Genomic DNA, 19,361 nt, shown 5'->3' with positions numbered 1-19,361 from the left:
CTAAAAATGGCATTAGGAAGAGAAACTCCAAGACAAAGAATGATCAGCATTCTTTATCTGGTATTACTTGCATTACTTGCATTGAATGTGCCCGATACCATCTTGGATGCATTTAAGAACATCAATAATAGTCTCGAAACATCACGCTCAAATGTCAACACGGCTGTACAGCAATTGTTTTCTGCATTTGAAAGCACCAAATTGAAAGAGGAGCCTGCTCGTGCAAAACCCATCTATGATAAAGCTAAAAAAGCACAGTCCATCATCGGTGAACTGAATACTTATATCAATGCATTAAAAGAAGACTTCACCAAACAAGGTGGCGGCATTGATCCAGAAAAAGGAGATCTTGTCAAAAGAGAAAACGAAGATATATCGCCCAATCTTATGATCAATGAGAAAAAGGGAACCGTCCTTAAGGATAAAATTAATGAGACCCGAGCAAAACTCTTGGCCTTATTAAGTCCTGAAGAACAAAAAAGTGTTTCTTTTTCATTAGAAGCAAAAGACCCTGAAAAATCTGTCAATGGCAAGCGCACTTGGGAAGAGATTAATTTTGGAAGCGGCACACCCCTTACCGCCGCTATGACGATCTTAACCAAAATACAAACGGACGCTCAAAATGCGGAATCGGATGTGGTCAAATTAATCTTGGGCAAAATGGACCAAGCGGTTGTTAACCTAGATAAATTTGCAGCTGTTGCAGTAGCTCCTACTTCTTACTTGGTACAAGGACAACCTTATCAAGCTGAAGTATTTTTAACGGCTTCAGATTCCAAATCCCAACCTGCCATCAGTGTCAATGGATCTCCATTACAGATTGTCGATGGAAAGGGAGTTTACAACGTATCGACGAGCAAAGAAGGGATTTTCTCTTGGACAGGTGTGATTCAAGTGAAACAAACAGACGGTTCGATGAAAGAATACCGCACAGCGACACAAACCTATCAGGTTGCTCGTCCATCCGCAGTGGTATCACCCGATAAAATGAATGTCCTATATATCGGTGTGGACAATCCATTATCGGTTTCAGCAGCTGGTACCCCCACAGATAAAGTAAAAGTGAGTATGACAGGTGGTAGCCTATCTGGCTCGGGCGGGAAATACAATGCGCGTGTATCATCACCAGGTACCGCACGGATCTCGATCGCCGCGGAAGTAGCACCAGGTAAAATGCAAACCTTGAGTACGACGGAATTCCGTGTCAAACGCATCCCCGATCCTATTGCAAAATTTGCAGGCAAAACAGGTGGTTCGATGGCCACCGTAGCACTAAAAGCACAAAATGCAATCTTTGCAAAATTGGATAATTTTGATTTTGACGCAAACTTTAAAGTTACCAAATTTACGATGATTATCGCAAAACCTCGTGCTGATGCGATTGTATTATCGACATCTGGCAATCAATTAAGTTCCAGCATGGCATCTGCCTTAAACGGTATCACACCGGGTACCCGTGTTATCTTTGATAATATCGTCGCTGTAGGTCCCGATGGTACATCAAGACAATTAAATGCGGTAGCATTGACGGCAAACTAAAAATTAACAAATCTACCTTTATACGTAAAAGCCTTCTCCTTTATTGGGGAAGGTTTTTTTTATATCAGCTCCCCTGGACCATGTGGTTTTACTATCTAAAAAATCCATGTTTTCGTGGATTGACCGGTATTCATATAGCGGTTAAATTTGTTAGAGCATAAATCAACACAGAATAAAACCGCCGAAGGCAGCGTGAATGCCTTAAAGAGAAAATCGAATCATAAATAAATTGAAAAGGATGAAAAAGACACATTTATTACTCATAGTAGGATATCTCATGCTACTAACCGCCTGTTCAAAGGATAATAACGGTCCAGATGGCGGAGACAACGGCTACCCATCCGCGTTAACAGGTACGATATATTACGATTGGGCAACCCAGGGAATACTCAAAGTGAGTTTATCCGATGGTGTGGGATCCACCTTTATCCCCGATAAATCCAAACTCAACAACTTCGACATCTCTAGGGATGGTCGATATAAACTCACGGTGGTCAATGAGCAGACGGTGGGAAAATACCCCATCCGCTTTACGCTAAGTGACATCACAAATGGCAGCATCGTAGAGGAATTTGTATACCATAGTCCAGGACTAAATGGCTATTGCAAGGGATATCTCTCGCCCGACAACAGCCATATTGTGGTGCTTTCAAACGATAAGGCAGATGGTATCACGATCCTAAAGCGAAATGGCGAGTTCGTCGGCCGTATCCACGATATCAACGGACAAGAGCTGGGTTTCAATGACCAACGCTTATGGTTGCCGGGCAACGCCTTATTGATCATACACAACAACTATATCATACGCTTGGCCCCGCCTTACACATCTGGTACTTTGCTAAAAGAGATGAATTATGATGATTGGGGCGACGTCGCAGTCAATCAGGCAGGCAACCAACTTGCCGTGCGCATTGCCAACCATGTGTACACGATGGATATGGATGGGTCAAACCTGAAACAAGTCACCACCAGCAATTTTAAAGAATCCGTTCCCGAGTTTTCGCCCGATGGCAAATACTTACTTGTAGGCACGGAGTATAGGCAAACTGGACCCTTTGGGTGGATGTGGTCACTAAAGATTATCCCCAACGATGGTACAGCGTATAATGTGGATCCGATTGCACCTAACACACCCGGTGTCATACCCGTTATCTTGAAAGGTAAAGAAAAGATTGAAACAGCAGGCGGCCAAATGATCTGGCGCTAACTTATCACTTAAAAACAAACCAATGAAAACAATACATGTAACACTGCTGCTGATATTTTTTCTGTTGCTGACGGGCTGTACAAAAGATACCAGTGAGCAGGATGCAGACCAAACTTTCAACGAGACCTTTGGAGGCCAACCTTTTAAAGGCACTGCCATAGGCATCCGTTCCCAAAATGGAGCGGATGATTACACCTGGAAAGGTGAAGGTCGGGTTGCACTGATCGAAGCCACGGCAGACTCGGTTTCAATGGTATTTATGGCCGATTTTGGTGATCTAGGCGAAATGAATTTCAAAGTGCGGGGCAAATACGACCAGTCCACATACCGTATGGACACCACAGATCCAAACATTTTCTTTCGTATAATAGACGAAAAGATTACAGGCACACTCAACAATGCACAACAAGAGATGTCCTTCCAAGGCACCCTAAGAAAGGAAACGGCTAACATGGTCATGCGCGTCAATTTTAAAGAAGAAAACGGTCCCTTTCCAAAGGGATCGTCGCTCAAACTCAGTTTTGACACGCGGCGCAGCATCGATAATAACGACCATAGCGCAGGCTGTCAGATGCGGCTAGTACCGATATGGAGTCCATCGGGGGTAACTATGGGAATGGTTCCCGATTGTTAATCTGCAGATTAATCTGTAATTTCAAAAAAACCATCCATTAAATCATGTACAAACTACTGTCCCTGCTTGCTTACTTACTCTTTTGCATCGCGAATACAGGTGCGCAATCACCTGAGCAATTGACGCAACACGGGGATAGCTTGTACAGGCAGCTACAGCAGATCGAAGATCGGGAAGAAAAAGCACAGGCATTATTGGATCTGAGTTTCTTCTGGTCGGACTACGATACAGAGAAAGCATTGAGTTACGTATCCGAGAGCAAAAAGTTGCTAGGCGACAAAGCGAATACGAATTATTACCAAGGACTGTTCCATTTCTATCGCGGCGCTATTCAGTTTGACATTGACCCTGAACAAGCAAAGCAACTATATATGCAGGCCGAAACCTTCCTCAAAAGAGATATTCCTGCGAAAAACAAAATTTTGGCGACACGTTACCGAGCCCGCCTGTGGGGAAGCTACGGGGCACTTTTGCAACGCGAAGGCAAAGCACACGAATATGTTCAGGTGCTTATCGATCGAGTTATTCCAATGGCCAAGAGCATCAAAGACTCTACTCTTTGGGGTAATAACCTTCAGAATGTAGCAATGGCCTTGATGAATCTGCAAGAATATAGTAAAGCCAAGCTGTATTACGATCATGCCTTGACCTTGCTGCAAGGCAGGAATGATGCCCTCGAGCAACGCTTTACCCTCTTTGTCAATGCGGCACGTAATGCCTTACTCGATCAGGAGCATACACGCTCCCGAATCTTACTGGACAGTGCTGCCCATATCGCGAAATCAATCCCCGCCTCTTCCTACCTCCCAACCTATTACAGTGTAGAAGGCAGCTATTGGGAAAAGCAGCAAAATTTCGGCCGTGCCCATATGTATTTCGAAAAAGCACTGGCTGGCGCGAAAGAGCAAAACAATAGCGATATGGCTGCCTCTATACTGTTCAGCCAATCCGCAGCATTTCAAACAGCAAACCAGCCCGCAGCAGCGATGGAGAAACTACGCGAACTGCTTCCGTACGTCGAAAAAAAACCTTCGCTGAAGAATAAACAAATGGTGTATTATGATCTCGCGACTACCGCGGTGAAACTAGGTGCATATCAGGAGGCTGTAAAATGGTTTGAGAAACATAAAATTGTGCTCGATACGCTCCTTGCAGATCAAGGTACAGCACTAACACTCGAACTGGAAAAGAAATACCAGACCAGCGAGAAAGAAAATGAACTGCTCCGCGTCAAAGCAGCCAATCAGCAGCAGCAGCTTGCTATTCAGCGTACACGCCTATTTGCCGGTATTTTTTTGCTTACGACCATTGTGCTGGGTATGCTCAGCCTCATCTGGTATATATCGTTTAGAAACAGAAAAAGACTAGCCGCACAACGGGAAAAACTCAACCTTTTCAATGCCATGTTGCAAGGACAAGAAAGAGAACGCAGCCGTATAGCACGAGATCTGCATGACGGTCTAGGTGGTATGCTTGCCGGCGTCAAGCTTAAGTTGTCAGCTGTAGCCAATAGACAAGCGAAAGCACAGCCACAAACCGATTCATCCATGGATTTATATACGATTATCAACCAAATGGACGATTCTGTCCATGAACTTCGACGAATAGCCCGTAATATGATGCCCGAGTCTTTACTGTATATGGGGTTGGAGGTATCCTTACGCGATCTGTGCAATGCGATGAATCAACCGCAGCTACAGATCGATTTTCAAGCCACAAATCTGCAGACGGATTACAACCAGTCTTTTCTGATAGCGGTCTATCGGATTGTGCAGGAACTGCTCACCAATGCGGTAAAGCATAGCCATGGCACTCAGATCTGGGTGCAATGTTCCGAGGCGGATCATTATTTTTACATCACCGTAGAAGATAATGGCAAGGGATTTGATCCATCTATGGAGGGTATCAAACAGAAAGGGATCGGATTATCCAATATCCGCAACCGGGTAGAGATTTTAAATGGACACCTCGAGATCGATGCTACCATAGGAAAAGGCGCATCGTTTCACATTCAATTTGAAGTAACCAAATAATATGATTTCAGTCATTATAGTCGATGATCATCCGCTCGTCCTCAATGGATTCGAATTTATCTTGAAAAACACCTCGACGATTGTACTACGCGGTTCATTTAACAACGCGAAAGACGCTTTTGATTTTTTAGCCACCGAAGCTGTCGATGTGATTCTTATGGATATCAATATGCCCGATATGAATGGTATTGAGGCTACAGAAATCATCAAAAAACAATGTCCAGATACGCAGATCATTGCGATCAGTAACCACAACGAGGGCAGTATCGCATTACGGATGCTTAAAGCAGGAGCCATGGGGTACCTGCTCAAAAATGTATCGACCGACGAACTGATCGAAGGAATACAAGCGGTGATCCGTGGCGAACAGGTGCTCAGTAAGGAGATGAACTTTATCCTAACCGACAAAAAAGACCCCATACCATCCGTGAGCCAGCGCGAGCGCGAGGTGCTCAGGTTGATGGCTCAGGGGCATACCACCGCAAAAATCGGCGAACAGATGTTTATCAGTCCATTGACAGTCGAAAGCCATCGCCGCAATTTATTGCAAAAATTTGGTGTCGTCAATTCGGCCTCCCTAATTCATAAGGCCACAGAGATGAAGTTTATCTAGATAACAGCGATCTCCTTTATCGTATCAAACTTTCACCAAAACCAATCACTGGTACAAAATACTGGAGATAGACCAAAAAAGATCGATTTGTTAATGAAGCTATAGATCATAGAAACCAATTCTAGAGTTACGATTCTACATCAAAACATCGGTAGTATAAAAGCAGGCTACAAAAATTACACCACGAAGGGAAAATCAAATACCATAAAATCTTAAAGGGAAAATTCAGGCTATAAAAAAACATGCTCAAAAGATGAGCATGTTTTTTTATGATATTAAAATTAATTGAGCTTACTTTTTCTTTGCTTTTTTCTGTTTCTGTGCATTCGGAATAAACTCTTCCAAGTTTTCTTCTTTTACACCTTTAGGGCTCGTCCACAATTGCTTTTTATACGCGTCGATCTTTTGTTCGATCTGCTGCGCATCTTGTGCTTGCTGTGCTTCATCACCCAATTTCAAAGCACCTGCAGAAGACTCACGAATGATGGTACTGGCGTACTTTTTTTGAACAAACAGATCATCCATCGTCATATCATACAAACCTTTATCCGGATCGGTAATATCCACTTTGACCAAACTATAGCGCAACTGCGGGAAATACAACCAAAATGCAGGTGTCGAACCCACAGATTCTGCCAATTCCGCAGAAGTCGTGATGTTCATTAAAGGTGCTACGCCAATGATCCTGCTCTCCAAACGGCTACGTTGCTTATCAAAGAAGATATCCTCTTTGATACGGAATTTCGTGACGCGAGTCGGATCAAATTCATTTAAAGTCATCTTGGAATCGATCTGGTTGCCCTCATCGTCAAAAATGGGAACCAGTACACTATCTGTAAAACGAGCCATGCCCTCATTGGCATTCATTCTCGCTTTAAAAGAATCATCATCAGGGCTATACAGGGACAATTTACCTGTTTCGATCGATTTCATAATAATCTCCATCAATGAATTTCCTGGCGTCGCCAAAAGCGCATTTTTTTCATCTTTAAGATCAATATCGCGCCATACCCGTTTATAGAAGCGGATATTCTTCATATTCACTTCCGGATACGCAAAAGGGACTGCATCTTCCAAGTTATTCGCTTGGTAAAAACCATCCGTTGTCGGTATCGTATCCATTAATATCTCTCCCTCAGCAGCAGTAGTGATCTGTTGAGATCTCAAACTATCTGGTATCTCTTGTTGTGCAAAGGCCGGCATCAATCCTACAGCCATTGCCATTGTTATCCATATCTTCATGAGCATGTTTGCTTTTAATATTTTCTAGTCTTACTTTGTACCGTAGGCATTTCAAATGCAGCCATTACACAGCGGAAACCGATGTACGAGTGAGGTTCATAGTCCACCGAATAATTACGTGTATCCGTATTCAGCTGCTCTCCATTATCTTTCCAAGAACCACCACGGACGACTTTTCTTTTCAGTGCATCCGCATCTTTCTCATCGGCATCATATAAAAGTGCCGGATTTAAATCATTGACAAATACCGTTGCAGACGGGCTAAAAGCATCTAAGGTCCACTCCGACACATTCCCAGCCATATTATAAAGTCCAAAAGCATTGGGGGTATATGATTTCACTGGCAGGGTAAACGTAGCACCATCACGAGAGTAGGTACCATCACCTTGCTTAAAGTTGACCGCTAATCTGTCTTTACCTTCAGCACCATCAATCGTTAAGCGTTTTGTAGTAGTGGTATCACGAGGATCCAATTTACCTTCCGCAGCATATTGCCATTGCGCTTCTGTAGGGAGACTTAATGTCAATTGGTAACCACTGAGGTATGAATTCTTCATGATCGTCGCCATAAACTCCTTACCTCGCCAATCGGTAAAAGCACGCGCTTGTCTCCAAGTGACACCTACTACCGGGTAATAATCAAAAGACTCATGTGTAAAGTAATTCATATCTAGTGAAGCCAGCTGTGCATTTGGGAAATCACTCGACCAGATATCGTTGACAGGCATGACAGGCACTTGTTCTGTGACGAATTCTTTTTTCGCATTACCTTTTGTTTTTTGATATGAAAACTCATATCGAAGCACATCAGGGTTAAGCATTCTTTTTGTACCCTGTACCAGTAACATAGGTGCTAAACGCTCTCTTATTGTTGGATCATTACTTTTCCATAAAGGCGAAACCTTTTTTACTTTTTTCCAATCAATCTTCCGTTCCTCTGCCGGTTCACCGGTATTTAAAAAATACTGATCATCTTGTAAATAATCCGTAATGGCGATTGAATCTGCCACCCAGTTAATAAATTCACGGTACTGTTTATTCGTGACTTCGGCTTCATCGATAAAAAAAGCACTTAGACTTACATTTTTACCGGTATCAGCCGTATCCAGAGAACTTTTAAAGAGGATCGTTCCAGAAGGGACATAAACCATTCCCGGAGGCGCAGGAAGCGTTCCTGCACGAAAAGCATTTACTTTAGGAGCTTTATATATTGATGAACTTGATTTACAAGCTTGCATACAGATCAAAACTGCTAAAAAAACCAGACCGATAGTAGGATTCGGAACGTATTTTTTCATATTATTCATAATTACTGCTATTATTAAATGTTAATTAAGTAAAGGTCAAAATTAATTTCGGTTAAAAAATGCATATTTCACACCTACGGACATCATGCCAAACTGGTCGTTTTTGCCAAGCACAACCCCATCCACATTATCATTAAACGTTAAGCCGTGTTGATAATTAACATTAATTGCCCATTTAGGTCCATATAATGTTCTTCCAAAAGGGATATCTACCCCAATATTCAATGGAACGATAAAATGAATGCCCGATCGATCCTCAGGTATTTCACCTCCTCGATCTACTACCCCCTCATTATAAGCAGTTGTGAAATTACGTTTGATCCGATTTTTCATTAATCCTGCCCCTGCACCTACATACACATTGGATAAAATACGTTGCAAATTACTAGCACCTAATGTATAATTGCTATAATTATCAGGTAAATCCATAAATTGTCCTAATCGCAATTTAGCATTTGCGTTACCGGCATAGTAGCTATTATTATACGAATTATCACCATTATTACCACTCAGTTCACCTTTTTGTGCTTGTAATCCAACGGATATAAAAGGACTTAATAAATAATCTCCTTCGCCATACCAAGCAAAATGTACTTTTGTGTTTTTTAGATCTGTCAGACCGTAAGAAACTCCTGCTCCTGCCCCTATACTGATAGGGCGAGAAAACTGAGCTGAAGCAGTCGCCAGACAGCCGAACATCATAAGGGTAAAAAATAGTTTTTTCATTGTATGAGTTGATTTGTTATAAGAAACGATTTATTGGTCACATTGTTGTTGCAAATAAAAGAATTGTATGTGTACCAAGCTTTGTTTTTCATGAAGGTTTCTAGCAATTTTTGAGCCATACTCATGAGATTCAAAGTAAACTAGAATAAAATAAATACAAAAAAGGCGCATTTCTGCTATGAGAAATGCGCCTTTTTAGATGATATTTAGTTATCTATTTTAAACCTATTTTAGTTTTTAAAGTTTGCCATAATTTATCTAGACCAGTTTTTTTTGTGCCTTTGTCTCCATATCCATAACCATAGCCGTAACCATAACCATAACCACGAGCAAAGTCCACATCATTAACCACGGATGCTAAGTTTTTCAACTTTCCTTCTACGTAAAGTTCACGGGGCACTTGTAATAAACGTTTATCCAAGTAGTTGACACGTGATACATATAAGGTCAAATCAGCATTATGAGCAATTAATAAGGTATCTGTTACTAAACTTACTGGTGCTGTATCCACTAAAATGTAATCATAATGTTCTCGTGTATATTTAATCACATCATCAAAATGTCCATTCATCAACAACTCAGCTGGATTTGGAGCAATATACCCCGAATAAACAACATCAAAATCGTAATTACCCGGCTTCTTGATGATGATATTATCCACATCCATATCTGGATTAATCAGAAACTGCGTAATACCGACATTCGTATGTTGCAAGTGAGATAACCCTAAATAATCCAAAACTTTTGGACTCCGAATATCCGCACCTATTAACAAAACACGTTTATCAGACATGGATAAAATTTGAGCAAGATTGGTTGTTACAAAAGATTTACCCTCACCTGAAATTGTTGAAGTCACAAATATCACCTTTGAAGTATCCTTTTTATCCGCACCAAACATAAAATTCATATTAGTCCGCAAGATCCTAAATGCTTCGGCTAAAGATGAACGATCATTTTGATGGATAACCGTATCTTCCGAACTTGGAATTTCACCCAATACTGGTATCTTGACCACATCTTCAATATCCTTACGGGAATGGATTTTATTATCGAATAAAAATTTCAAATATAATATCAAAAAGGGAATTAGTAGACCAAAAACCAATGATGCTAACAGCACAATTTTATTATTAGGAGAGACGGGCACTCCGTTTCCGTATGCAGCATCAATAATTTTTAAATTGTCTGGAGTTGCGGCAGCTCGTACTTCAGATTCTTCACGCTTTTGCAATAATAATAAGTAAAGTGATTCTACTATTTGTTGCTGTCTAGAAATTTTCTTAAATCCCTGTTCTTGATTTGGTATGGAATTGATTCTACCTCTAATTTCACTCGATTTTCTTTCGATGCTATTTAAAGCCAATTTAGTAACCTGTTGATAGTTTTCGAGAGAACGACGAATATTATTCCGATTTTCTTCTATACTTTGGTTTAATGCAATTACAGTTGGGTTTAAATTTGAGGCAGATTTCAATAAATCATCCCGTTCTAAAACTAATTTATTATATCCTTCAATCGCCCCCCCTATAGAAGCATCTTGTAAACCAATATTTGATGGTAATAATTTTCCTTCCTTTTCGCCCTTAAGAAAATCGTTCATATGATCGACCAATTGTAATTGAGTCCGATATTCTAAAACTTTTTTATCATTTTCAGACGCATTATTTAAGTAAACTCCAGCCTCAGTACCCATGTCAACCATCGAGTTAGAAGATTTAAAATCTGCAACTTCTTCATCAGCTCCAGATAGATCTTTTGAAATTAAAACGAGACGCTTATTAATAAAATCAGAGGTTGCTCGCGTCATCCGCATTTTATCATTGGTCAAATCCGCATTATAAATATCAATTAAACTATTCAATATTAAATCTGCTTTTTTACTCAAACGCGAAACCATTGAAAAATTAACAATGTAAGATTGCATTTCTTTATTAGGCATAATATTAATTGCACCTAAAGTCGCATCTACTGCCCAATCCTTTGGTATTACTCTAATTTCATAATCAGTATCTATATCAAAGTGCTTATTTTGATTTTTCCTAAAAACTACAGAGTGTTTGCCAATTTTAGTAGGCTTATCAAAATTGGCTATTAATTTTTCCCCGGATGATAAATTAGTTATTTGGAGATTACTACCTTCTATGCGAACTTGTAAATTCAAACGAGTGCTATCCATATCTCCTTGCGGTTGGATAATAAAAGGCATATCACGTTCTAAGATTTCTCGAGAACGGATCTGTCCTTTAGCAGAATAATTTATATTTAAGTGGTGCTGGTCCACTACCTTTCGGATTAACCTTCTAGACGATAATACAGCAATTTGATCGGTTACAAAAGCTGACCTACTACCCCCAAATCCCATACTACTACTTAATTCAGCGATACCGGCTAATTCACCCGCAGAAGCGCTTCTCTCATCTTTTAAAAGAATTTTAGCAGTTGTATTATAAGTTTTCTGAGCGTAGCGCAGATAGATGACAGCCGTTCCTACTGAAAGAACAACTGCTAATATGAACCATTTCCAATAAAAGGCATATTGCTCGAAGAGCTGTCTCAGGTTAAATTCTTCTTCGTGATTTTCCTTGATCTGTTTTGGTTGATGTTCCATTGATAATATTAGCGTGTCAATACTGAAATAACGGTAATAAGGAGACCTGCAATTGAAATAATAATATTTGTATTGGCTCCTAACTTAGAGTTGTTGATTTGCGCCTTATTGGGTTCAACGTAAATTACGTCATTCTGCGCCAAATAATAATAGGGTGAATTCAAAGTTTCTTGCTTCGTTAAATCTAAATGATGCATACTTTTTTGTCCATTAACTTCCCTAATTAAAGTCACATGCTGACGTACGCCCCGAATTGTTAAATCACCCGCCATACCTAAAGCCTCCAATATAGTTACACGTTCTGTTGGCATAATAAATGAACCTGGCCGAGCAACTTCTCCCAAAACGGAAACTCTAAAGTTATTAAAGTTCATATTGACACCTGGATCCTTAATATATTGACTAAGCTCATCTCTAATTTTTTCTATAGCTTGTAATCGAGTTAGTCCTTCAACATGTACTTTACCTAACATCGGCAAAATAATATTTCCATCAACATCCACTGTATAAGTTGGACGAAGGGCCATATCAACTGCTTGAGTCATATTGTTAGAGGCCAAGGAGCTAACAGGATTAAATGGTGCAGTAACTTTGGGATCAGTGGCAGAAACTACTATTGTTAAAATATCGTTTTTTTGTATTTTGGGGATATACTGCTCATAGCTAGTAATTATTTGTGTAGAATCCGGCTGTAGATAAACCATACTTTTACGGGATCCACAAGAACTAAGAAACATTAGGAACACTGTAAACAGTGCTAATGCTACACCATACTTTGAGATTAATCGCATGTTCTATTCAAATTATAAGATTTATTTTGCTTTATATAATGACAAAAATATATTATTTTCCTCACACTATCCCAATTAAAATTAATTAATAACAAAAGAAGAATTTTCAAGAACGCTTTAGCAAAGATAATGCCTAAAAATCTCAAATATCATTTTATAATTATAAATTTAGTAACCTTTCAATTTAGTCATCAACAGTAAAATAGCTATATTTGAATAAATTTTTCCCAAAACTAAATGGACAATAGACTGCTTGATTTATTTCTTCAATTATTACGAAGTGGACTTTGGCAAAAAAGCTCTATTGCTTTGGATCAAAAATTAACCTTCCAAGAATGGACACAGATTTACCAATTGGCATGCATACATACAGTGGAAGGTATTATTTACGACAGTTTTTCATTTTTAGATGAAGCACAACTCCCGCCACATACATTACGCATGCAATGGACTGTTCGTGTCGATCAAATTGAACGTCACAATGCAAAAATGAATGCTGTAATCGCAAAACAACAACAAATTTTCACCAGAAGCGGTTTAAAACCAATTTTGCAAAAGGGACAAGGTGTCGCTGCTTGCTACGCTAAGCCTGAGCATCGCGTATGTGGAGATATCGACTGGTATTTTGAAAATAATGGCTATGCACAAGCAAGAGAATTGTTAAAACAAAAGAAGCATCCCTTTAAAGACACTGCTGGATTTAGTTTAGATTATGACTTCAATGGAATCGCAATTGAACATCATAAATTGCTTTTTGATATCCGAAGCCCATTAAAATATAAATATTTAAATGACTTGCAAGATAAATATCGTAATAAGAAGCAGTCTCAACTGATAAATGGTGTTCCAGTTACTATCTTAGCACCCGAATTACACATCTTACAAGTTAATATTCACATCCTAAAACATATGATCTCCTTTGGTATAGGATTTCGACAGATTTGTGATGCTGCTCGTCTATATAACAGATATAATGGAAAGATTGACAAACAGGCTTTATATGAGATGTATAATAAAGTAGGAATCTTAAAATGGATTCACCTACTCCACCAAATTCTGGAAAAGTACATTGGACTTATAAAAGAGGACATTCCATTCGAATATCCAGCTGATACGCAATCAAATTGGATGTTAAATGAAATTTGGCAGGGTGGTAATTTCGGATATTATGATGACCGTTTTGTGAATGGAAAAACTATTAAAACAATTTCTGTACATCCCGATGGCGCAAAACGATTATGGAACAATTTTAAGCGCTATTATCCTTATGCACCGCAAGAAGCTGTATTTTTCCCTATAATAAAGCTTTATTCTAAGTTTATAGGTATTGATCGTGATTAAATAATAAATGAAGCTTTATGTTTTTAAAGCTCCACTTATTAATATGAATTATTATTATTTACTAAAAGCCTGTTGTATTGCAACCTTAATTCGTTCTCTTTCCTCGTCTGTTAAATTCGATCCAGAAGGTAAACATAAACCTTTATCAAACAACTCTTCAGCCACTTTTGTGCCATAATAAGGTGTTCCTTCAAACACGGGCTGTAAATGCATTGGTTTCCATAACGGTCTTGATTCAATATTAACCTCCAGTAATGCTAAGCGAAGCTCTTCACGGGTAATACCCGCTTCTGTCGGTTCAATTGTGATGGCAGCTAACCAATGGTTAGAATAGAAATCTGCTGTGGGCGCCACAAATACGGTCACCCCTTTATGCTGAGCAAATAAGTCAACATAAAAATTTGTCATAGCACGGCGAGCTTCCACACGAGAAGCCAAAACCTCCATTTGGCCACGGCCTACACCTGCACAAATATTCGACATCCGATAATTGTAACCAATATGCGAATGTTGGTAATGAGGGGCATCGTCACGAGCTTGAGTTGATAAGAAAACCGCTTTATCTTTATCTTCTTTAGAATGACAAACCAATGCACCACCGCCCGAAGTCGTAATAATCTTATTTCCATTGAAACTTAGTACACCAAACTTTCCAAACGTACCACAAGATTTACCTTTATAGGTAGAACCTAAGGCTTCCGCGGCATCTTCTATAATTGGAATATCAAACTCCTGTGCTACAGCTAAAATTTCATCCATTTTTGCTGGCATGCCATATAAATGAACCACAATAATTGCTTTGGGTTTTTTACCATTTGCAATTCGATCAACGATCGCATCTTTCAGTGCCACTGGGCACATATTCCACGTGTCTTTTTCAGAATCCACAAAAACTGGAATAGCGCCTTGATAAGCAATTGGATTGGCAGAAGCGGAAAATGTCATGGTCTGACAAATCACCTCATCACCATAGCCCACTTCGCATTCAATCAATGCTAAATGCAATGCTGCTGTACCAGCCGATAATGCCGCTACCTGAACATCTGCATTTAAAAACTTTTCTAAATCCTCTTCAAAACCATTCACATTTGGTCCAAGGGGAGCAACCCAATTTGCATCAAAGGCTTCATGAATATAGGTTAATTCACGACCTCCCATATGTGGGGATGAAAGCCAAATTTTATCTGACATGATATTTAAATTTATCGTTCTATTTGTTGATTATTCTTCCCGGATTTCCTACTACTGTAGATCCATCTTGTATATCTCTTATTATAACAGCTCCCGCGCCTATGGTACACCATTTACCAATTTTAATCCCTTGAATGACAGCTGCTCCAATTCCAATATGTGTTCCCTCGCCTACAGTTACATTTCCAGCTAAAGCAGCATTGGGAGAAATATGCACAAAATCTCCTATAACACAATCATGATCAACAGAAGCATTTGTATTAATTATGCAGTGATCGCCAATGCTCGCATCGACATTCACCGCCACTCCTGCCATCACCACAGTTCCCTGGCCTAAAAGAGCTCGACTTGACACATTTGCATTAGGATGTATAAGCTTGGAATACTTAAAGTTAGCATTATTATTGACTAATTTTTGACGAATTTTATTATTTCCAATAGCGATAATAACTTCTATAATTTCACGTGGGATTTGGTGGAAAACCGGATACCCCAATAACGATAATTTATGGAGATCCGTATCGATAAAACCATCAATTAGTAAAGCATTGCTCTCTGCAATTTCTGCTATGACTTTACCATGACCACTTGCGCCTAACAAATACATATTCTAAACAATTAATTATTTCCGTTAAAAGGTTCAATAGTTACATGCCCATCTGCAGAGATTCCTTCACGTTTAAAAACTTTTTTAAAAGTTGTAAAAAAAACTTTAAGATCTGTGGCAAGAGAAATATGATCAACATACCACACGTCCAATTCAAATTTTTTCTCCCAAGAAATTGCATTTCTCCCATTAACTTGTGCCCAACCAGTAATTCCCGGTCTTACTTCATGACGACGACTTTGCGTTGCTGTATATAAAGGCAAATATTGAATCAATAGTGGTCTTGGCCCAATTAAGGACATGTCACCTTTTAATACATTTATTAATTGCGGTATTTCATCCAATGAAGTCTTACGCACAAAAGAACCGATAGGTGTTAAGCGATCTGCATCTGGCAACAAGTTTCCATTTGTATCCTTTTTATCGTTCATTGTTTTGAATTTTATAATCTTGAAGATTTTACCGCCTTTCCCCGGACGAGCTTGGAAGAAGAATGGTTTACCATCATTTGCAATGTAAAGACCGATACAGACAATAATAAATATAGGCGATAAGATAATTAGGCCACAAAATGCAGCTAGAAAATCTAAAATCCGTTTAAAAAAATATTTATACATGGTTATTGTTCTAAACCTTTATCTTTTATTAATTCTTTATACTCCTTTAATAGTGCATCCCATACGACTTGCTGTTCATATCTTTCAGAAATCATTTTTCGAGCATTTAGTTTTAAAATTGAAAAATAATCTTCATCTAAGAGTAATGTGCTCATCGCTTCTTGAATTGCCTTTGCATTTTTTACGGGAATAATCATTCCATTTTCACCTTCGACAATAATTTCATTACAGCCATTAATATCAGATACAATTGCTGGCAGTCCCATGGCTCCGGCTTGCATAACAACATTTGGAAATCCTTCTCGATAGCTCGGGAAAACCAATGCATCAGAAATTGCAAAATAAGACCGAACATCTTTTTGGAATCCCACTGAAATGATATTTGGATTGGACTGAATCTCTTTTAACGTAACATCAAACAAAGGATCTAATTCCGTTTCCAATGGACCTACAAGCAATAACTTAATGCTTCCAGAGCTACTTACTGAACTTTCAAGAGCTTTAAAAGCTTCAACTAATTCATTGATACCTTTATCACCTACCAATCGTCCTACAAAAACAAACACAAAATCATCAAAATTAATACCTAACTGTAACTTCAGGGATTCAATTTGCCGAGGATCGAACTGATTTATAGAAAAATGTGCAGTATTGATACCATTGGAAGATCCGTTTGCGATAACTTTTAATTTATGAGGATGAATAAAGTTATTTTCCAATATAAAGTCATATAATCCTTTAGAATTTGGATATACTTTAGTTGCTGAAGAATATGTCAATTTTTCAACAAAATTTAAGATTTTACGCTTAACACCTGTAGCTTCCATCAAAGGTAAGCCTGCTACTGTATGTAATCTAATTGGTACACCGGCTAACTTAGCTGCCAACATACCAACAATACCTGCTTTGGGTGTATGAGAATGGACGATTAAGGGCTTTTCTTTTTTTAAAATTTTATATAACAGAACAAGTGATTGCAAATCAGCAATAGGTGTAATCTTACGAGACATATTAACAGGTACTACAGTAATGCCCTCAGCATCTTTTACATTTTCAAGATCTTCCCCTGGAGAAGAAATACCAATTACACGGAAAAAATTAGACATAAATTTTAATTGCCCGTTCAAAAGTACGCGTAAAGAAATAGGTACAGTAGTTACTCTAATAAGCTTTTTCATTTTAAAATTTCATTCATTTCTTTATAAAAATTATTTCTCTTTAACATTAGAGCACTGTGTAAAAATGGTTCAGCCTTTAAAAGGCTATCATTAGCTTCTACAAATAATTGATCTCTATCTAAATAAAGTGTTTTAATATGACTTGATAATTCATTATAATTACCTCTTGAATGAAGATATTTATCATTTACTATATCAGGTATTCCACCCACATTACTACCTATTACCGGACACCCCATACTCATTGCCTCTATAGTAGCTCTAGGCATTCCTTCTGTTAAAGACGGTTGGACATATAAACTTAAAGTTTTTAAAAAATCATAAATTTCTTCACCAGATTGCAAGGATCCAAAAAATTTAATATTTTCACTAAGACATAACTCACTTGCTAATTTATTAAATCGATGAAAGTCGCCTTTGCCTACAAAATAGATTTCAATATTTTTTCTGATATTTTCATCTAACTTATTAATGGCCTTCAATAATACTTCTTGTCCTTTGTACTGAACATCAAAGCCACCAATTAATCCAATTTTAAATGATTTAGAAAAAAAACGATCACGGTCTAATTTATCTTTCGAAATGATATTTTTAATATTAACATTTGAAATTGACACTTTAATTGCGTCTTCATGAGCAGGGTAATTTATCTGTAGTTGCGATTCTGTTACATAAGAAACAAAGTTTGCATTTTTTACTAAGCGCTTATTCACAATGTCAAATATAGGCGCAACTACTTTTCCTAAAAAAGACCCATGACTTCCTAAAGCTTCCTTAGCATTTCCCACTTGCTCTACCCAAATTATTTTACCTTGTTGCAATGCTAATTTTCCAGCTAAAAAACCTAATATACTGGGAAGTCTTATAAGAATAATATCTGCTTTATTTATTTGATCTAATAACTCAATTTTTAATTTATTTTTATTAAGAAATAGAGAAGTAATACTCGAATATGAGTCAGTAAGATTAAAGCGGACATTTTCTGTTGACGAAATGACCTTTTTATCTTTTAAATTCCTACTCTTTCTCCCAAACACAGAAATACTTTCAAAATTAATTAAATAATTTCTCCAAATATTTGCAGGTAATCCTCCTCCACTATATACCGATTCATCTTCCTGATAAAAAGGATGATCATGAACAAACAATAACCTCATATTCTTTTTAAAATTTTAGCGGGTACTCCTCCAACTATGGTATTTGATTCTATATCCTTATTAACAACTGCCCCCGCAGCAATTACACTTCTTGAATTTATTTTAACCCCTGCTAAAATCCGACATCCACACCCAACCCACACATCATCACTAATTGTCACAGGTTTAAATGTAACTGGGTTATATTTTATTGGCACACTTTCATCTGTCCAATCATGATTAGCCGATAATATGGTGCTATTATGTGCTATTGAAACATTATTCCCAATTTTAATGCCACCATTTGCATCTATATAACAGTTTGAATGTATACTAACATTATCTCCAATTTCTAAGTTATTCCAACCTAATATTTGGACATTTGTACCAATTTTAATATTTTCTCCAATGTTTTTTATCAAGCACTTTAATATAACATACCGTAAGCCAACAAATAAAATTTGACTATGATTTGACATGCAATTCCAGACATATATTAATAAAACTTTAGGAAAGCAATTAAATAGTTTGTAGAACAAATTAATAATAAATTTACTTTTCTTGAACTGATCTCTACCTGATTCCATA

Annotated in this window: 17 protein-coding genes; 6 read left to right on the top strand and 11 right to left on the bottom strand. The window is 38.1% G+C overall.

The genetic code is table 11. From position 1 onward, the window contains the following. Window positions 1-6 precede the first annotated feature (6 nt). From porM to C8N37_RS05355, 5 genes are all read left to right on the top strand, one after another. Entirely contained in the window at window positions 7-1,539 is a 1,533-nt protein-coding gene (porM, locus tag C8N37_RS05375; RefSeq protein WP_108157951.1) for a type IX secretion system motor protein PorM/GldM, read from the top strand. A 238-nt stretch (window positions 1,540-1,777) separates the two neighbouring features. Beyond that, window positions 1,778-2,746, top strand: coding sequence for a TolB family protein (locus C8N37_RS05370; RefSeq protein WP_146171012.1), 969 nt, complete (start codon window positions 1,778-1,780; stop codon window positions 2,744-2,746). Between the two features lie 22 nt (window positions 2,747-2,768). Continuing rightward, window positions 2,769-3,380: a hypothetical protein gene (locus C8N37_RS05365; RefSeq protein ID WP_108157949.1), complete on the top strand. Its 612-nt coding sequence runs from the start codon at window positions 2,769-2,771 to the stop codon at window positions 3,378-3,380. Window positions 3,381-3,424: 44 nt separating this feature from the next. Further along, on the top strand, window positions 3,425-5,413 hold the full coding sequence (locus C8N37_RS05360; RefSeq protein WP_108157948.1) for a sensor histidine kinase: 1,989 nt from the start codon (window positions 3,425-3,427) through the stop codon (window positions 5,411-5,413). Window position 5,414: 1 nt separating this feature from the next. Continuing rightward, window positions 5,415-6,026, top strand: a complete 612-nt coding sequence (locus C8N37_RS05355; RefSeq protein WP_108157947.1) for a response regulator — start codon at window positions 5,415-5,417, stop codon at window positions 6,024-6,026. Between the two features lie 291 nt (window positions 6,027-6,317). Here the strand turns inward: C8N37_RS05355 and porN are convergent, their stop codons facing one another. From porN to C8N37_RS05330, 5 genes are all read right to left on the bottom strand, one after another. Continuing rightward, window positions 6,318-7,268: a type IX secretion system ring subunit PorN/GldN gene (porN, locus tag C8N37_RS05350; RefSeq protein ID WP_170114475.1), complete on the bottom strand. Its 951-nt coding sequence runs from the start codon at window positions 7,266-7,268 to the stop codon at window positions 6,318-6,320. Between the two features lie 14 nt (window positions 7,269-7,282). Continuing rightward, complete coding sequence (gene porK, locus C8N37_RS05345) at window positions 7,283-8,575, bottom strand: T9SS ring complex lipoprotein PorK/GldK (RefSeq protein ID WP_108157945.1); 1,293 nt, start codon at window positions 8,573-8,575, stop codon at window positions 7,283-7,285. Between the two features lie 42 nt (window positions 8,576-8,617). Next, entirely contained in the window at window positions 8,618-9,301 is a 684-nt protein-coding gene (locus tag C8N37_RS05340; protein ID WP_108157944.1) for an outer membrane beta-barrel protein, read from the bottom strand. A 214-nt stretch (window positions 9,302-9,515) separates the two neighbouring features. Next, window positions 9,516-11,912: a GumC family protein gene (locus tag C8N37_RS05335; RefSeq protein ID WP_108157943.1), complete on the bottom strand. Its 2,397-nt coding sequence runs from the start codon at window positions 11,910-11,912 to the stop codon at window positions 9,516-9,518. 8 nt (window positions 11,913-11,920) lie between these two features. Next, window positions 11,921-12,616, bottom strand: coding sequence for a polysaccharide biosynthesis/export family protein (locus C8N37_RS05330; protein WP_244914346.1), 696 nt, complete (start codon window positions 12,614-12,616; stop codon window positions 11,921-11,923). A gap of 324 nt (window positions 12,617-12,940) precedes the next feature. Between C8N37_RS05330 and C8N37_RS05325 the strand changes: the two genes are divergently transcribed. Continuing rightward, window positions 12,941-14,044: a nucleotidyltransferase family protein gene (locus C8N37_RS05325; protein WP_108157941.1), complete on the top strand. Its 1,104-nt coding sequence runs from the start codon at window positions 12,941-12,943 to the stop codon at window positions 14,042-14,044. A 54-nt stretch (window positions 14,045-14,098) separates the two neighbouring features. Here C8N37_RS05325 and C8N37_RS05320 read toward each other — a convergent pair whose 3' ends face one another. From C8N37_RS05320 to C8N37_RS05295, 6 genes are read right to left on the bottom strand one after another with little or no spacing between them, the layout of a single operon-like run. Continuing rightward, window positions 14,099-15,235, bottom strand: coding sequence for a DegT/DnrJ/EryC1/StrS family aminotransferase (locus tag C8N37_RS05320; protein WP_108157940.1), 1,137 nt, complete (start codon window positions 15,233-15,235; stop codon window positions 14,099-14,101). A gap of 19 nt (window positions 15,236-15,254) precedes the next feature. Continuing rightward, window positions 15,255-15,842 (bottom strand): acetyltransferase, encoded by a 588-nt coding sequence (locus C8N37_RS05315; RefSeq protein WP_108157939.1) that lies wholly within the window; start codon window positions 15,840-15,842, stop codon window positions 15,255-15,257. A gap of 11 nt (window positions 15,843-15,853) precedes the next feature. After that, window positions 15,854-16,459, bottom strand: coding sequence for a sugar transferase (locus C8N37_RS05310; protein WP_108157938.1), 606 nt, complete (start codon window positions 16,457-16,459; stop codon window positions 15,854-15,856). A 2-nt stretch (window positions 16,460-16,461) separates the two neighbouring features. Next, on the bottom strand, window positions 16,462-17,637 hold the full coding sequence (locus tag C8N37_RS05305; protein ID WP_108157937.1) for a glycosyltransferase family 4 protein: 1,176 nt from the start codon (window positions 17,635-17,637) through the stop codon (window positions 16,462-16,464). After that, entirely contained in the window at window positions 17,634-18,794 is a 1,161-nt protein-coding gene (locus C8N37_RS05300; protein ID WP_108157936.1) for a glycosyltransferase, read from the bottom strand. The genes C8N37_RS05305 and C8N37_RS05300 overlap by 4 nt, the downstream gene beginning before the upstream one ends. Continuing rightward, window positions 18,791-19,360: an acyltransferase gene (locus tag C8N37_RS05295; RefSeq protein WP_211322201.1), complete on the bottom strand. Its 570-nt coding sequence runs from the start codon at window positions 19,358-19,360 to the stop codon at window positions 18,791-18,793. The genes C8N37_RS05300 and C8N37_RS05295 overlap by 4 nt, the downstream gene beginning before the upstream one ends. Window position 19,361: the final 1 nt, after the last annotated feature.

This window comes from Sphingobacterium faecium, from assembly GCF_003054045.1.
GTDB classification, from domain to species: Bacteria; Bacteroidota; Bacteroidia; order Sphingobacteriales; family Sphingobacteriaceae; genus Sphingobacterium; species Sphingobacterium faecium.
This window is presented reverse-complemented; position numbering and strand designations above follow the sequence as displayed.

Bases quoted from the DNA above. Each gene is read 5' to 3' on its own strand.
- C8N37_RS05335 (WP_108157943.1), bottom strand. From the start codon at position 11,912: ATGGAACATCAACCAAAACAGATCAAGGAAAATCACGAAGAAGAATTT.
- C8N37_RS05295 (WP_211322201.1), bottom strand. From the start codon at position 19,360: ATGGAATCAGGTAGAGATCAGTTCAAGAAAAGTAAATTTATTATTAAT.
- porM (WP_108157951.1), top strand. From the start codon at position 7: ATGGCATTAGGAAGAGAAACTCCAAGACAAAGAATGATCAGCATTCTT.
- porK (WP_108157945.1), bottom strand. From the start codon at position 8,575: ATGAATAATATGAAAAAATACGTTCCGAATCCTACTATCGGTCTGGTT.
- C8N37_RS05360 (WP_108157948.1), top strand. From the start codon at position 3,425: ATGTACAAACTACTGTCCCTGCTTGCTTACTTACTCTTTTGCATCGCG.
- C8N37_RS05310 (WP_108157938.1), bottom strand. From the start codon at position 16,459: ATGTATAAATATTTTTTTAAACGGATTTTAGATTTTCTAGCTGCATTT.
- porN (WP_170114475.1), bottom strand. From the start codon at position 7,268: ATGAAGATATGGATAACAATGGCAATGGCTGTAGGATTGATGCCGGCC.
- C8N37_RS05305 (WP_108157937.1), bottom strand. From the start codon at position 17,637: ATGAAAAAGCTTATTAGAGTAACTACTGTACCTATTTCTTTACGCGTA.
- C8N37_RS05330 (WP_244914346.1), bottom strand. From the start codon at position 12,616: ATGGTTTATCTACAGCCGGATTCTACACAAATAATTACTAGCTATGAG.
- C8N37_RS05300 (WP_108157936.1), bottom strand. From the start codon at position 18,794: ATGAGGTTATTGTTTGTTCATGATCATCCTTTTTATCAGGAAGATGAA.
- C8N37_RS05340 (WP_108157944.1), bottom strand. From the start codon at position 9,301: ATGAAAAAACTATTTTTTACCCTTATGATGTTCGGCTGTCTGGCGACT.
- C8N37_RS05325 (WP_108157941.1), top strand. From the start codon at position 12,941: ATGGACAATAGACTGCTTGATTTATTTCTTCAATTATTACGAAGTGGA.
- C8N37_RS05370 (WP_146171012.1), top strand. From the start codon at position 1,778: ATGAAAAAGACACATTTATTACTCATAGTAGGATATCTCATGCTACTA.
- C8N37_RS05315 (WP_108157939.1), bottom strand. From the start codon at position 15,842: ATGTATTTGTTAGGCGCAAGTGGTCATGGTAAAGTCATAGCAGAAATT.
- C8N37_RS05320 (WP_108157940.1), bottom strand. From the start codon at position 15,235: ATGTCAGATAAAATTTGGCTTTCATCCCCACATATGGGAGGTCGTGAA.
- C8N37_RS05365 (WP_108157949.1), top strand. From the start codon at position 2,769: ATGAAAACAATACATGTAACACTGCTGCTGATATTTTTTCTGTTGCTG.
- C8N37_RS05355 (WP_108157947.1), top strand. From the start codon at position 5,415: ATGATTTCAGTCATTATAGTCGATGATCATCCGCTCGTCCTCAATGGA.